Genomic DNA, 14239 nt, shown 5'->3' with positions numbered 1-14239 from the left:
GATCGGCGGCTTCGAGTTCAAGACCCGCCTCACCGACCGGGGAGACGACATTCCGATCATCTTCGTGACCGGCTACGGCGATATCCCGATGAGCGTGAAGGCGATGAAGGCCGGGGCGATCGACTTCCTGCCCAAACCCTACCGCGATCAGGACCTGCTGGACGCGGTTACCACCGCCCTGTCCCGCGACCGCGAGCGCCGGTCCGCGCGCCTCGACCTTCAGGCGGGCCAGCAACTCTACGACCGGCTGACGCCGCGAGAAAAGGAAGTCATGGCCGGCGTATGCCGGGGCCTGCTCAACAAGCAGGTCGCAGGCGAACTGGGCATCACCGAAATCACCGTGAAGCTGCACCGCTCCAGCCTGATGAAGAAACTGGGTGCGAAGACTTTCGCCGAACTCATCCGGATCAACGATTTTCTGGTGCGCCAGAAGGCGTGACAGGCACGCAGCCGAGCTGCAAGTCATTGGACCTATACCTAAGTTTGCCTTCGCCCTGCGGCATCGTGCCGGTATGACTGTTGCAGGCAAGTAACGCTTCTTGCCTGCAATATGTCCACCCGCAGCAGCCCAAGAGCCTATGTACGACGAAGCATGGCTGGCCCGCCTTCAGCCCGATAGCGCATTCTCCGATGGGACGGGCCGACAGCGGCTGGTCGATCTCGGTTCCGGCAAGGCGTGGCTGTCGCTGGCGGCGCGCTGGTCGGCGCCGGACTCGGCCGGGCAGCTTGAGCGCGAGTTCGGCCTGCGCGAACGCATGAGCCGCGAGATCGCGGAATTTCCGGTGGCTCTCGTCAAGACGCAGGACGGGCCGGTGCTCGTCTTCGAGGATCACGGCGTCCAGCCTCTCCAGCGGAGCGAGCAGCCCCTTCCGCTTGCCGCCTGGCTCGATATCGCGACGAGCGCCGCCGATGCCCTGGCGCATGTCCACAGCCACAAGATCGTGCATTGCGCGATCAACCGGGAAAACCTGCGCCGACGGCCCGGCGGCGGGATCATCCTGGCCGGGTTCGGACGGGCGATCGATGCGGAAGACCCGTTGGACCTGCCGCGCGCGGCCAGCGACGTCAGCCTGCCCTATGCCTCGCCCGAACTTGCCGACCGCACCAATCCCAGGGGCGATGTCCGCAGCGACCTCTACTCGCTCGGCGCCACGCTCTACGAATTGCTGACCGGCCAGCGCCTGTTCGCCGTCTCCACCCCGGCGGAGTGGCTTCATGCGCATGTCGCCATGCGCCCGCGCCGACCGAGCACGGTCCGCACGGGGCTGCCGGAAGCGCTGGACGACATCCTCCTGCGCCTGCTCGCCAAGGACCCCGCCGAACGCTATTCCAATGCCTCCGCGCTCAGCGCCGATCTCGCGATCTGCCGCCGCATGCTGGAGGAAACCGGGCAGATCGTCCCGTTCCCGCTCGCCGGACAGAAAGCGCCGGGCCGGAACGGCGTTGCCCGCGTAATCGGCCGGGAAACGCAGCTTCGCGCCCTGCGTGAGGCCGCGCACCGCGTGGAAACGACCGGACAGGCCGAAATCGTCGTCATTCGGGGCGCACCGGGGGCAGGGAAATCCAGCCTTGTCGAACATGTCCGCGCCGAGCTGCCCCGCTGGACCGGCCTTGCCGGCAAAAGCGACCAGAACCAGCGCCAGACGCCCTACCTGCCCCTGACCCAGGCAATCGCCGCGGTCATCGAGCAGTTCGCCCGCCACAGCACGGAGCAGGCCGCTGCCATTCGCACCCGCCTCCAGGACCAGCTGGACGGAAAGGGCAGGCTCATCAGCGAACTCGTGCCCGGTTTCGCGAAGATCGTCAGCGACCTGCCTTCCGTTCCCGAGCTTCCGGCGGACCAGGCCCTGGCACGCCTGAACGCGACGCTGGCCAAAGTCGTTTCGATCACCGTCGAGCCGCCCGCGCCGACGATCCTGTTCATCGACGATATCCAGTGGACGGACGATTCGACCTGGTCGTTCCTGCACCACCTGGCCGCCGCCCCCTTCTCGCACCTGCTCGTCGTCCTCGCGCTGCGTGACAACGAGCCGCCTGCCCGGCACCTGCTCGACCTTCTGGGCGAGCGTGCGCGCGAATCCGGCACCCGGCTGACCAGTCTCGCCCTGCCCCCGCTGGGAACGGCGGAACTCGGGCGACTGATCGACAGCCAGCTTGGCGAAGTCGCCGCGCGCGATCGTTTCGTCAGCGCCATTGCCGATCGCACGCTGGGCAATCCCTTCTTCGCGACCCAGTTGCTCCGGGCCCTGTCCGAGGACGGCGTTCTCCGCTTCGATCCGCTCGCCCAGACCTGGGACTGGGACGAGGAGGCACTGGCCCGGTATCGCGGCAGCGACGATGCCGATCTCATGCAGCGCCGCCTTGCCGCCTTGCCGCCGGCCACGCTCGACCTGCTGCGCGCTTTCGCGTGGATCGGCCCCCGGTCTTGCCGGAGCCTGCTGGCGAAGGCGCTCGACTGCGATCTCGCCGAAGTCGATGAAACCGCTGCTCCGGCCTTCGCGGGCGGGCTGCTGACCCGCGACAGCGACCGGGTCGCCTTCGCGCACGACCGCGTTTACGAAGCCGCCTATGCGCTCACCCCGACCGAACAGCGCCCGATCCACCATGCCCGCATCGCCCGTCTGCTGCTGTCCGCCCAGAACGAAAGCGAGGCCGAAGCCGCTTTCGACATCGCCCATCATATCCAGCAGGCCGAACCCGCCGGTTTCGCTGCGGCGGACCGCGTGCCGTTCCTGAACGCGCTGATCGTCGCCGCACGCCGGGCAAAGGGCGCAGCGGCAGTGGAGCAGGCCGAACGCTACCTCGACCTCGCCGACCGCCTGGCGACGGAGCAGGGCGACGGACCCGCGCTCGCCCGCGAGGTGCTGTTGCTGCGCTGCGACTGCCTGGTCCTGCAAGGGCGGATGGACGCGGCATCGGCCCTTGCCGACACGCTGCTGGACCGGGCCACAAGCGCTCGCGACCGGGCCGAGGCCTATCGCCTGCGCGCCAATATCCTGACCCTGCAATCCGACTATGAAGGCGCCATCAACGCGGGTCTGGCCGGTCTGGCACAGCTCGGGATCTTGCTCGAACGGCACCCTTCCGACGCCGAACTGCGCGCCGCCTACGAAGCGGTCGTGCGTGCCCGTGCACAGCGCGGCATCGGCGAACTCGTCGGCCTGCCGGTCGCCGCATCGGCGGAGACGGAAGCGAAGATGTCGCTTCTGGCGACCCTGATCGCCTCCATCTTCGTCGACGACGGGCTGAGCTTCCTCCACGCCGCCAAGATGGCGGAACTGTCGCTGACCGAGGGGATGGCACCGTCCTCCACCCACGGCTTTGCCTGGTTCGGCGTCCTCGTCGCCCACCATTACGGTGCCTATGCCGAGGGCTGCGACTATGCCCAGCTGGCGATCATGCTGAGCGAACGCAACGGCTGGCAGGCCGCCCGTGCCGCCGCGCTGGTCGCCGCCGACCAGGTCAGCGCCTGGACGAAGCCGATGAGCTATGCGCTCTCGCTCGCCACGGAAGCGCGGCGGCAGGCGCTGGCCCACGGCGACGCCGCCTATGCCTGCTATGCCAGCAACCACATCGTCTCCGACCTGCTGGCGATGGGCAGGCCGATCGCACACGTGATCGATGAGGCGCAGAAAGGGCTGGCGCTGGCCCGGCGCTTCGGCTTCCGCGATATCGTGCGGTTGATCTCCGCGCAGATCCTGTTCGCGGATCGCCTGGAAAACGGCAACGTCTCGCTCCACGCACCGTTCGGCGGCGCCGACGCCGGTTTCGACGAACTCGGCGCCGCGGATACCTCGCAGACCACACTGTTCTTCGAGTGGCTCTACGCCGGTATGGCCGCGTTCCACTACGGCGACCTCAAGGCCGCGCAGGCCTATCTCGACCATGCGGAGATCCTGACCTGGGCCGTCCCGGCCCATATCAACCTCGCGGACCTGCACCTCTACCGCACGCTGACGATCCTGACCCTGAGTGCTGGTCGCCCCCTCGATCCCGCCGTGGCCGGACACGTCGCTGCAAGCCGCCAGCGCTTCAATGCGCTGGCTGCGCTGAACCCGGCGACATTCCTGGGACGGCATCTGCTGCTCGAAGCCGAAGCCGCACGCCACGCAGATGCCGGCCTGGAAGCGCTGCGCCTCTACGAACAGGCCGCCGCCGCCTGTTCGGAAAATGAGCGCGTCCACGAACTCGGCATGGTCCACGAGCGCGCCGCCGAACTGGCCCGGCAATGCGGGCTGGAATCGGCCGCGCTGCACTTCGCGCGATCGGCCCGGAATGCCTTCATCCGCTGGGGCGCACGCGGTCTCGCGGCGCGGCTGGAGCAGAGCCATCCGATGCTTGCGCTCGATCGGGAGCAGGAAACCCGCATCGGCACGATCGAGCAGCACCAGCTCGACGCCGCGGTCGCGCTTGAGGCCGCCAAGGCGCTTTCCGGCGAAATCCAGCTCGATCAGGTGATCGAGAAGCTGATGCGCGCGATGATCGTCCATGCCGGTGCCCGCCGGGGCGTCCTGCTCACCACGCGCAACGACGCGCTGCTGATCGAGGCGACGGGTTCGGTGATCGGCGACGACGTGCTCGTCGATGTCCAGACCCGCGTCGCGCGGGACGACATCGTGCCGATCGGCCTCATCCGCAAGGCGGTGGAGGAACAGGTCCCGCAGATCGTCCAGGATGCGACGCAAGATCTTGCCCAGGCCCCCCGGCACTTCAGCACCCGCGCGATGATGGCCCTGCCGCTGATCAAGCAGAACCGGCTGACGGCAGTGCTCTATCTGGAAAACGAGCTGACCGCCCACGTCTTCAACCCGCAGCGCATCGCCATGCTCGACATGCTCGCGCCGCAGGCCGCCAATGCCCTCGACGCCGCGCGGGCCTATGCGGAGCTGGTGGTGGAGCACAAGCGGCGCATGGAATCCGATTCCGCGCTGCAGAATGCCCGCGCCGACCTCGCGCGCAATTCGCGCCTCATCACGATGGGCAGCCTTGCCGCCTCGATCGCGCACGAGATCAACAATCCGCTCGCCAGCGTCTCCGGACAGGCCAGTGCGGGGGTGCGTTGGCTGTCCCGCGCCGAACCGAACGTGGAAGAGGCGATCAAGTGCCTGAACGCCGCGCGCAGCGGCGCCGAGCGGGCGGTGGAGATCATCCGCGAACTCCGCGCCCTGGCCAAGCAGGCGCCTGCCCGGATCGAGGTGATCGACCTCGGCGACCTGATCCGCACCGTGCTGGCGCTGACCGGCGCCGAGATCGAAATCAGGCAGGTCAGCCCGCTGGTCGCGCTGGAGGACTGTTCGATCAGCGGCAACGGCGTGCAGCTTCAGCAGGTCGTCGTCAATCTCGTCAGCAATGCGCTCGATGCCATGGGCCAGATTGCAGCCCCGGAGGGCGGCCACCGGCTGACGATCCGCTCCCGCGTCACGGAGGGGACGGTCGCCGTCAGCGTCGAGGATACCGGTTCGGGCATTTCGGACGAGGCGATCTCGCGCATCTTCGATCCCTTCTTCACGACGAAGGAGACCGGGATGGGCATGGGCCTGGCGATCTGCCGCTCGATCATCGAAGCCCACGACGGCAAGCTGGAAGTCGAGCGCCTTGCCGAAGGCGGCACCCGTTTCCAGTTCCGCCTGCCGCTCGAAGGTTAGCTTTTTGAAAATCCGCCTGCTGCGGATTTTGGCGGCGTGGGCTGGCGCCGCGACGAAAATGCCCGTGTAGGGCATTTTCCAAAAGACTCCCTCACATCGAGGCCGCAAGTGCCATCCGCATCGGCGCGGTGCGGCGCAGGGCGATCCGCTCGATGGCCTTCTGAAGCTTTTCGAAGGCCCGCACCTCGATCTGGCGGACGCGTTCGCGCGATACGCCGAACACGACCGAAAGGTCTTCCAGCGTGCGCGGTTCTTCGACCAGGCGGCGCTCGGTCAGCACCTGGCGCTCGCGCTCGTTCAATTCCTTGAGCGCCGTGGCCAGCATCTCGTGGCGGACCTGCGATTCCTGCGCGGCAGCCATCTGCTCGTCGGGCAGCGGCTCGTCATCGGTGAGCCAGTCCTGCCACTCGCTGCCGCCTTCTTCGGCCAGGGAAACGTTCAGCGAGGCATCGCCGCCCAGCGCCATGCGGCGGTTCATGTTGACCACTTCGGTCTGTTCGACGCCCAGTTCCTCGGCGATATGGCGAACGTCCTCGGGCCGCATGTCGCCGTCCTCGAAGGCGTTGAGCACGTTTTTCAACCGGCGCAGATTGAAGAACAGCTTCTTCTGCGCCCCGGTCGTGCCGATCTTCACCAGGCTCCAGGACCGCAGGATGAATTCCTGCATCTGCGCCTTGATCCACCACCGGGCATAAGTCGACAGCCGGAAGCCCCGGTCCGGCTCGAACTTCTTGACCGCCCGGATGAGACCCAGGTTGCCTTCGGAGATCAGCTCGCTGACCGGCATGCCATAGCCGCGATAGCCCATCGCGATCTTGACCACGAGCCGCAAGTGCGAGGTCACCAGCCGCGCCGCCGAGGTCGCATCGAGATCTTCGGCATAGCGCTTGGCGAGCGAATATTCCTGATCCGGCCGGAGCATCGGGAAGCGGCGGATCTGGGAAACGTAGCGGCCCAAGCCGTCGTCGCTCGTCAGGCTCGGAACCGTCAGGGAAGAAGTTGCCTCGGTCATCGTCTAATCCCGCGAATAGAGTTCAACGAAGATGCGGGCGACGGTCCTTGTACCGGGCGGCGCGCATCCAGGCCATGACGGGCGGATCCGCCCGGCGTCTGCCTGCCGCCACTTTCCCGCAAATGCGGCGCCGAAGGCAGACATACATTGGCATGCGCCCCCCTGTACCGCCGGTTGCCCGAGGCCCAGAACGTCCCTCAATTCCGAACTAAATCGTTTATTTTCCGATACTTGAAATCATATACCTCAGGATACCTGCCGCCGTCCGAACCGCCCGCACATATGGTGTTCACCTCAAGACGAGGGGTTCCAACAAGGAGGTTCATCCATGTTCACAATGCGTAACGGCGCGCTCGCCGCCATTCTGACCGCCACCATGGTCGTCTCGATGCCGGCGATGGCCAAGTCGAAGGCCTCGATCAACCGCACGGAAGACAAGCTCGTTGCCGCAGGCTTCGTTTCGAAGCCCGCGAACACCCCGCAGCGCGTGGCCATGCTCACCCGCCTCCCCGCCGAGAAGTTCTTCAAGCGCGTGAACGGCGACAACGTCTCCTACGTCTACGCCGACCCGAAGAACTGCAATTGCCTGCTGGTCGGCACCGAGAAGGCCTACGGCGCCTATCGCGCCACGCAGCAGGCCGCGCGCATCGCATCCGACCAGTTGGAAGCCTCGCGCAACTACGCCGATCCCGCCTGGAACTGGAGCGCCTGGGGACCCTGGGGCGGTTATTGGGGCCGCTACGGTTTCGGTCCGCGTCTCGGCTGGTGACCGGAACGGAAGGGTCGGCAAACAGGTCGGCCCTTCCCTTCCTCCCCCCAAAAAAACGCCCGAAAGGCGGCCACGCGCATCGCGAGGCCGCCTTTATAAGTTACGGAAACGGGTGTGCCGGGTTCAGTTCAGCGCGGAAAATTGGTCTTGGCGAGTTCGACGATCTCGTCCATCCGGCCGTTCATCACCGCCTTGAGCATGTAGAGCGTGAAGCCCTTCGCCATTTCCAGGTTGATCTTCGGCGGGATCGGCAGTTCGGTCCGCGCGACGACCGCATCGACCAGCACCGGGCCGTCATGCGCGAAAGCCTCCTGGATCGCCCGGTCGACATCGCCGGGATCCTCGACGCGGATGCCCTTGATGCCGATCGCCTCGGCGAGGGCGGCGAAGTTCGGATTGTCGAGGTCGGTGCCGAACGGCAGGAAGCCCGTGGACTTCTGCTCGACTTCGACGAAGCCGAGCGTGCCGTTGTTGAAGACGACGATCTTGGCGGGGAGCCTGTACTGCCGCAGGGTCAGCAGATCGCCCATGAGCATGGCCAGCCCGCCGTCGCCGGACAGCGAGACGACCTGCCGCTCGGGGAACGTGGTCTGCGCACCGATGGCCATGGGCATGGCATTGGCCATCGAACCGTGCCAGAGCGAGCCGATCAGGCGGCGTTCGCCGTTCATCCGGAGATAGCGCGCGGCCCATACCGTCGGCAGGCCGACGTCGAACGTGAAGATCGCATCCTCGTCCGCATGGTCGCTGATCGCCTTGGCGACCTGCTGCGGGTGGATCGGACCTTTCCCCGCCCGGCCGACGGCAAGATCGTCGAGGTCCTTGCGGGTGCTGCGATAGTGATCGAGCGCGATGTCGAGGTGGGTGCTGTCCGAACGGGTGTCGAGACGCGGCAACAGCGCGCGCAGGGTCGCACCGACATCGCCGACCACGCCAAGGTCGAGCGGCGCCCGGCGGCCAAGCTGGCCGGGGCGAATGTCGACTTGCGCGATCCGCACGCCCGCACCGTTCGGGTAGAACTGGCGGTAGGGAAAGTCGGTGCCGAGCATCAGCAGGATGTCGGTATCCGTCATCGCGTAGTAGCCCGAGGAGAAGCCGATCAGCCCGGTCATGCCGACATCGTAGGGATTGTCGTACTCGACATATTCCTTGCCCTTGAGCGCATGGACCACCGGCGCGCGCAGCTTCTCGGCAAGGGCGACGACGTCCGCATGGGCCTCGGCGCAGCCGGAACCGCACAGCAGGGTCACGCGGCTGCCGTCGTTCAGCATTGCGGCCAGGGCGCCCAGGTCCTCTTCGGACGGCGTGACCACCGGCTGGCGCGGCAAGAGGCCGGAAGGCAGCGAGCGGAGGTCGCCGACCGCGGGCTTGAGCGCGATGTCGCCGGGAATGGCGATGACGGAAACGCCGCGTTCGCCGATCGCCGTGCGGATGGCGATCTCGACGCTGCGGGGCATCTGCGAGGGATCGGAAACCAGCTCGCAGTAGTGGCTGCACTCGCGGAAGATCTCCTGCGGATGCGTCTCCTGGAAATAGCCGGAGCCGATCTCGGGAGAGGGAATCTGCGCCGCGATCGCCAGCACCGGAACGCGGGAACGATGGCAGTCGAACAGGCCGTTGATCAGGTGGAGATTGCCCGGCCCGCAGCTTCCCGCGCAGACCGCGATGCTGCCGGTCAGATGAGCCTCGGCCCCGGCCGCGAAGGCCGCCACTTCCTCATGCCGGACGTGGATCCACTCGATCGTGCCGCGCTTGCGGATGGCGTCGGTGAGACCGTTGAGGCTGTCGCCGACGACGCCGAAGATGCGCCGCACTCCGGCGGCTTCGAGGATATCGATAAACTGCTCGGCGACGTTCTGGGCCATCGTTCGTCTCACTTGTCGTAGCGCCTCGGGGCGCCGGGGATGGGCGGCATATGGGCAGGTAACGAAGGAAGGGCGGCGCGGGTTCGCCCCCTTCCTTCCGTTTTTTCCTCAGAAGCGGAGGCCGACGCCGCCCAGGATCTGGTTGCGCGAATAGCTGCCCGAGTAGTGCGAGTAGCGATACTCGCCGGTCAGGTAGACATTGGAAGTCACGGCATATTCGCCGCCGACGCCGCCCCGCACGCCCGAGCGGTCGTCACGGTGATTGCCGTCGTCGCGGATCGTGAACTGGGCATTGGTGTAGCCGACCTTGCCGTAGAGCAGGAAGCTGGGCGAGACGACATAGCCGATGCGGGCACCGGCATAGAGGTCGCGGTCGGCGCGCTCGGTATAGCGGGTCGCGCCGGTGCCGAACGCCTTCTTCTGGGTGGAATCGCTGATTTCGACTTCCGGACCGATGCGGACCGGGCCGATGGCGGCATCGTAGCCTGCGGTCGCGCCGTAAGTGAAGCCCGAGGCATTGTCGCCGCTGTGCTGCACGTTATCCCAGCCGCCGATCACGCCGATGCGCGGGCCGGTGAATTCGCCGCCGTCCTGCGCGAAGGCGGGCGTTGCTGCGGCAGCCAGAGCCAGAACCGGCAGAATGACGAAACGCTTGGACATAATCTTTCTCCTCATGTTGAGACCATCGGTCGAGAAGCCAGATGGGTGCCGAAGGGAGACTGTGGGACTATCCCAAGGTTTGCCCTATCCCTCTGTCTGGGCTGGATAGTCCCGAGGCATGAGATCGGACGACCAGCCGCCGCCGAGGCTGCGATAGAGCGCCACGATCGCCGAAAGACGCTGGAAATGCAGGTCGTCCTCGTCGATGCGCGCAGCGAGCAGCGCGCGTTCGCTGTCTAGCTGTTCGAGATAGGACGCGTAGCCGGCATCGTAGCGCCGCCGTGCGGCCTCGCAGGCGGCGCGATCCGCCGCCACCTCGCGCTGCGCCGTCCGGGCCTCTTCGGAAAGGAAGGCCACGCCCGCCATGGCATCCTCGACCTCGCGGAAGGCCTGGAGCACCGCCGCGCGGTAGGCATAGGCAGCCTGATCGCGCCGGGAAGCCGCAAGGTCCTGCTCGGCATGGTGCCTGCCGCCCTCGAACAAGGGCGCCAGCAGCGAGCCACCGAGGTTGAAGATCGTGATCGGACTGGACAGCAGGGTCGACACCGCCGCGCCGCCGCTCGCGGAAAGCTGCAACTGCGGCATGAAGGCGGCGCGGGCCGCGCCCAGCCGATGGTCCGCCGCCGCCACCCGGCTCTCGGCCTCGGCGATGTCGGGCCGTTGGCGCAGCAGCTGCGAGGGGAGCGAAGAGGGGATCGCGATATCGGCGGCGAAAGAGACATCCCGGTCGCGGGCGATCGGTCCCGGCGTCGTGCCGGCCAGGACGCCGAGCGCATTCTCGCGCGCGCTTATCGCGCGCTGCGTCGCCGGCCGGAGCCTTGCAGCGGCCTCGTAGGCAGCAGCGGCCTGCCGCTCGTCCAGCAGCGAGGCATAGCCCGCCGCGTAGCGCCGGTGGATGAGATCGCGCTCCTTGCCGCGCGTGGCGATCGTCTCGTTGACGATTTCGAGACGAGAATCGAGCGCGCGAAGGCCGACATAGCCGTCCACAACGGTCGCGATCAGCGAGAGCCGCAGCGCGGCGCGCGCCTGGTCGGTGGCCAGCAGGTCGGCCCGCGCCGCCTCGCTCGATTGGCGCAGGCGTCCGAACAGATCGACTTCGTAGGCGCTGGACACGGCAGCCTGCCCCTGCTCCTGATCCACCCCGGTCCCGAAGGCATTGACGCTCCGCGACGATGCCCCGGAGAGGCCGAGACCGAGCGTCGGCAGGCGCCGCGCGTCGGTCAGGCGAAGTTGCGCCCTCGCCTCCTCGATCCGGGCGGCGGCGATCTTGAGGTCCTCGTTGCCGGCAAGCGCCTGCGCGACCAGCCGGTCGAGCGCAGGGTCGCCGAAAGCGCGCCACCAGCCGTCCGAAATCGGCTTGATCGCCCCCTCCTCCCGCCGCCATTGCGGGGGCGGCGGGAGCTGTGCATCCCCCGGCGCCGGGCGATAGGGACCGGCGCAGGCCTGAAGCGCCAGAAGCGCCAGCAACGATGCCGCGCCGCGCCTCATCGCCCGCCTGCCGTATCGACGCGGGTTTCCACCGACATGCCGGGGCGCAGTTGCGCGGCGCTCGGCTGCCCCTTGTCGATCGCAATCAGGATGCCGATCCGCTGCGGCACCTTGACGAAGTTGCCCGTGGCATTGTCCGGCTTGAGCACCGCAAACTCCCAGCCCGAGGCCGGGGCGATCCGGGAAATGTGCCCGTGCAGGGTCTCGCCGTCGAGCGCATCGACGGAGAACCTGACCGGCTGGCCTACCCGCATCCGGCTGGTCTGGGCTTCCTTGTACTGCGCGATCACGGTGCGATCGGGCGGCACCAGTTCCATCAGGGCGTTGCCGTTGGTGACGAACTGCCCGCGCCGGACATGCACCTCGCCCAGTTGCCCGGCCTCCGGCGCGCGGATTACCGTATGCAGGAGATCGATCTGCGCCAGCCGCAGCGCCGCGCGGGCCACTTCGACCTGGGCCAGCAGCCCGTCCCGCGCGACATCTACGGTCCTGAGGTCTTCCTGCGCGATATGGGTATTGGCCGTCGCGCGCCGCACGCCCGCTTCCGCCTGCGCCAGAGCCGCCGCCGCCGCATCGCGCTCGCGCCGGGAGATCGATCCGTCGGCCACGAGATCGGCGGCGCGGGCCATGTCCGCGCGCGCCTTGAGCAGCTGGGCGACGGCATCGCTCGCCGCCGCGTCCTGCCCGGTGATTTCGGCGGCGCGCGCCGAACGGGCCTGCCGGCTGTTGGCCAGCCCGGCGATCTGCACGTCGAGATTGGCCTGCGCCTGCGCGACTTTGGCGCGATAGATGCTGTCGTCGATCAGGGCGAGAAGCTGTCCCGCCGCGACCTCCTCGTAGTCCCGCACCATGACTTTCGCGACATAGCCGCTGACTTGCGGCGCGATCACCGTCGTGCGGCCGCGGACGAGCGCGTTCTCGGTCTTCTCGATATGGCCCGCGAAAGGCCCGATGCCCCAGACCTGGAGGATCGCCGCGACGGCAATCAGCAGGGCGAGAATGCACAGCGCCGTGACCCAGGGCCGGGCCTTGGGCGGGTGCCAGACAGCTGCCTCGGAAGCCGGGGCCGGAACGGCGGGCGGCGTGTTGTCGGTCATGTCGTTGCCCCTGTCGGCCCGCGCGCGCGCAGGCGGCCGACCTCACCTGAAAGAATGACGATTGCGAGGAAGGCCGCGAGCGCCAGCGCCAGCAGCGAGACCACCCAGAACGTATCGTTGAAGGCCAGCACCGCCGCCTGCGCCTGCAAGGCCTGGCCGAGCTGGGCGCTCGCCTGCGCGGTCGTGGCCGAGGGATCGCCGATGTAAGGGCCGAGCCGCTCGGCGGTAGCACCGAGACGCTGAAGCACTGCCGGGTCACCGAGCGAGAGACTGTCGGCAATGGCCTCTGCATGGACGCGCTGGCGCACGGCCTGGATCGAGGCGAGCAGCGCCGCGCCGCCGAGTCCGCCGACGTTCTGCGTCGTGCTGAACAGCACTACGAAGCTGACGAGGTGGGTCCGGCCGCGCTGAATGATCCGGGCCACGCCGTAGAGCAGCGCCGGGCCGAGGAACAGCGTCGTGCCGAAGCCCAGCAGCGACTGGCTTATATAAAGCTGCGTCGCCCGCGTGTCGCTGGTGGAATGGGTATCGAGCCAGGCCGCGAAAGCGATGACCAGCGCCGAGCACATCATCATCGCCAGCAAACGTTCCGGCCGCGACACCAGCGCCGCCGTGGCGATGCCTGCCGCCATCGCCGCGAAGACCGCCGCGAACAGGCCGTGGAGCTGGTCGTTGGTCAGTCCGCCCATCGAAAGCAGGCCGACGGCGGCGTAAGTCTGCTCGGTCAGGGCGACGCGGATCACGACGGCGATCAGCGTGAAAAGCAGGATGTCGCCGGTGCCGTACCAGCGGATTTGCAGCAAGGGACGCTGTCTTCGGCTTTCCAGCCAGAATACGGCACCGCCCAGCAGCAGCGCGGCGGCGAGCGCCCAGCCGATCCACGGTGTCTCGGTCCACCAGTAGAACCGCCCGAGCGCCAAGGCCGTGCAACCTGCCAGCATGCCGACGATGGTCATCACGATGGTCGCGGCATCGAGCGGTTCGAAGGCCTTGATGCAGTCGGTCGGCGGCAAGGGCAGGAGATTGAGCAGGGCCAGCGCGGTCAGCACCGAGGCGAGTTCTATCAGATGAAAGCCCAGCCAGTCGTCGAAGCCCACGGCATCGATGGAGACCATCCGCGCCAGCGGAATCGCAAGCTGTGGCAGGCTGAACCCGATCACCGACGCGATCGGCCGGTGCCTCAGCGGAAAGACCTGGAACAGGCTGTAGAGGCCGAGCGTGGTCAGCCCGCCGTTGGCGATCCCGCTCACCGCCCGCGCCAGCAGCGCGGTGCCGAACGAGGGGAAACAGATCGCGATCACTTCGGCCAGGAGCAGGGAACCCAGTACCACGCGCATCGTCGCGGGAATGCCGAACTGCATGCGCGCCTTGACCAGCAGCAGGTTCGCCGCCGCGTTGAAGGCGACATAGACGCCGAGCAGGATATTCGCCTCGGCAACGTAGAGACCCATGTTTCCGGCGATGTTCGCGATGTTCGACGTGACGATGCCGTTGGCGAGACCGCTGGCGATCGCCATGACGAAAGCCGTTATCGCGTAGAAGACGCGGGTGCGGGGCGCGAGGCGCGGCGAGTAGGGCGCGCCGGGAAACAGCGGCTTCTCTTCATCCGAAAATGTGTAGCCGCCGTGGATCATCGCTTGCGCGCTCTCAGTCCTGTTCGGAAAGCCCCGCGCCTCTGCGCTCGCCTCGCCCCCGTTTTCGCC

Annotated in this window: 9 protein-coding genes; 3 read left to right on the top strand and 6 right to left on the bottom strand. The window is 67.4% G+C overall.

Going from position 1 to position 14239, the window contains the following annotated elements; genetic code table 11:
- Positions 1–439, top strand: a 439-nt coding sequence (locus V7066_RS23065; protein WP_334185306.1) for a response regulator transcription factor, incomplete at its 5' end; no start/stop codon positions are given.
- Between the two features lie 139 nt (positions 440–578).
- Entirely contained in the window at positions 579–5645 is a 5067-nt protein-coding gene (locus V7066_RS23060) for a trifunctional serine/threonine-protein kinase/ATP-binding protein/sensor histidine kinase (RefSeq protein ID WP_334185305.1), read from the top strand.
- Positions 5646–5736: 91 nt separating this feature from the next.
- On the opposite strand, the gene rpoH is transcribed toward V7066_RS23060, so the two are convergent.
- Positions 5737–6657 carry an RNA polymerase sigma factor RpoH gene (rpoH, locus tag V7066_RS23055; RefSeq protein ID WP_334185304.1) on the bottom strand — a complete coding sequence of 307 codons (921 nt, stop codon included), beginning with the start codon at positions 6655–6657 and terminating at the stop codon, positions 5737–5739.
- 328 nt (positions 6658–6985) lie between these two features.
- On the opposite strand from rpoH, the gene V7066_RS23050 reads away from it, so the two are divergent.
- Positions 6986–7426, top strand: a complete 441-nt coding sequence (locus tag V7066_RS23050; RefSeq protein ID WP_334185303.1) for a hypothetical protein — start codon at positions 6986–6988, stop codon at positions 7424–7426.
- Positions 7427–7554: 128 nt separating this feature from the next.
- On the opposite strand, the gene poxB is transcribed toward V7066_RS23050, so the two are convergent.
- The 5 genes from poxB to V7066_RS23025 all read right to left on the bottom strand — a co-directional run bounded on the left by poxB (position 7555) and on the right by V7066_RS23025 (position 14170).
- The gene (gene poxB / locus V7066_RS23045) at positions 7555–9291 is read right to left on the bottom strand and encodes a ubiquinone-dependent pyruvate dehydrogenase (protein ID WP_334185302.1); all 1737 of its coding nucleotides are present in this window, start codon (positions 9289–9291) and stop codon (positions 7555–7557) included.
- Between the two features lie 108 nt (positions 9292–9399).
- The gene (locus V7066_RS23040; protein WP_334185301.1) at positions 9400–9951 is read right to left on the bottom strand and encodes a porin family protein; all 552 of its coding nucleotides are present in this window, start codon (positions 9949–9951) and stop codon (positions 9400–9402) included.
- Positions 9952–10035: 84 nt separating this feature from the next.
- Entirely contained in the window at positions 10036–11439 is a 1404-nt protein-coding gene (locus tag V7066_RS23035) for an efflux transporter outer membrane subunit (RefSeq protein WP_334185300.1), read from the bottom strand.
- Positions 11436–12536, bottom strand: coding sequence for an HlyD family secretion protein (locus V7066_RS23030; protein WP_334185299.1), 1101 nt, complete (start codon positions 12534–12536; stop codon positions 11436–11438). Before V7066_RS23030 ends, V7066_RS23035 begins: the two co-directional genes overlap by 4 nt.
- Positions 12533–14170, bottom strand: coding sequence for an MFS transporter (locus tag V7066_RS23025; RefSeq protein ID WP_334185298.1), 1638 nt, complete (start codon positions 14168–14170; stop codon positions 12533–12535). The genes V7066_RS23030 and V7066_RS23025 overlap by 4 nt, the downstream gene beginning before the upstream one ends.
- Positions 14171–14239: the final 69 nt, after the last annotated feature.

The organism is Novosphingobium sp., assembly GCF_036820275.1.
Lineage (GTDB): Bacteria > Pseudomonadota > Alphaproteobacteria > Sphingomonadales > Sphingomonadaceae > Novosphingobium.
Note: the sequence above shows the minus strand (reverse complement) of the source record. Positions and strands in the feature narration are given on the sequence as shown.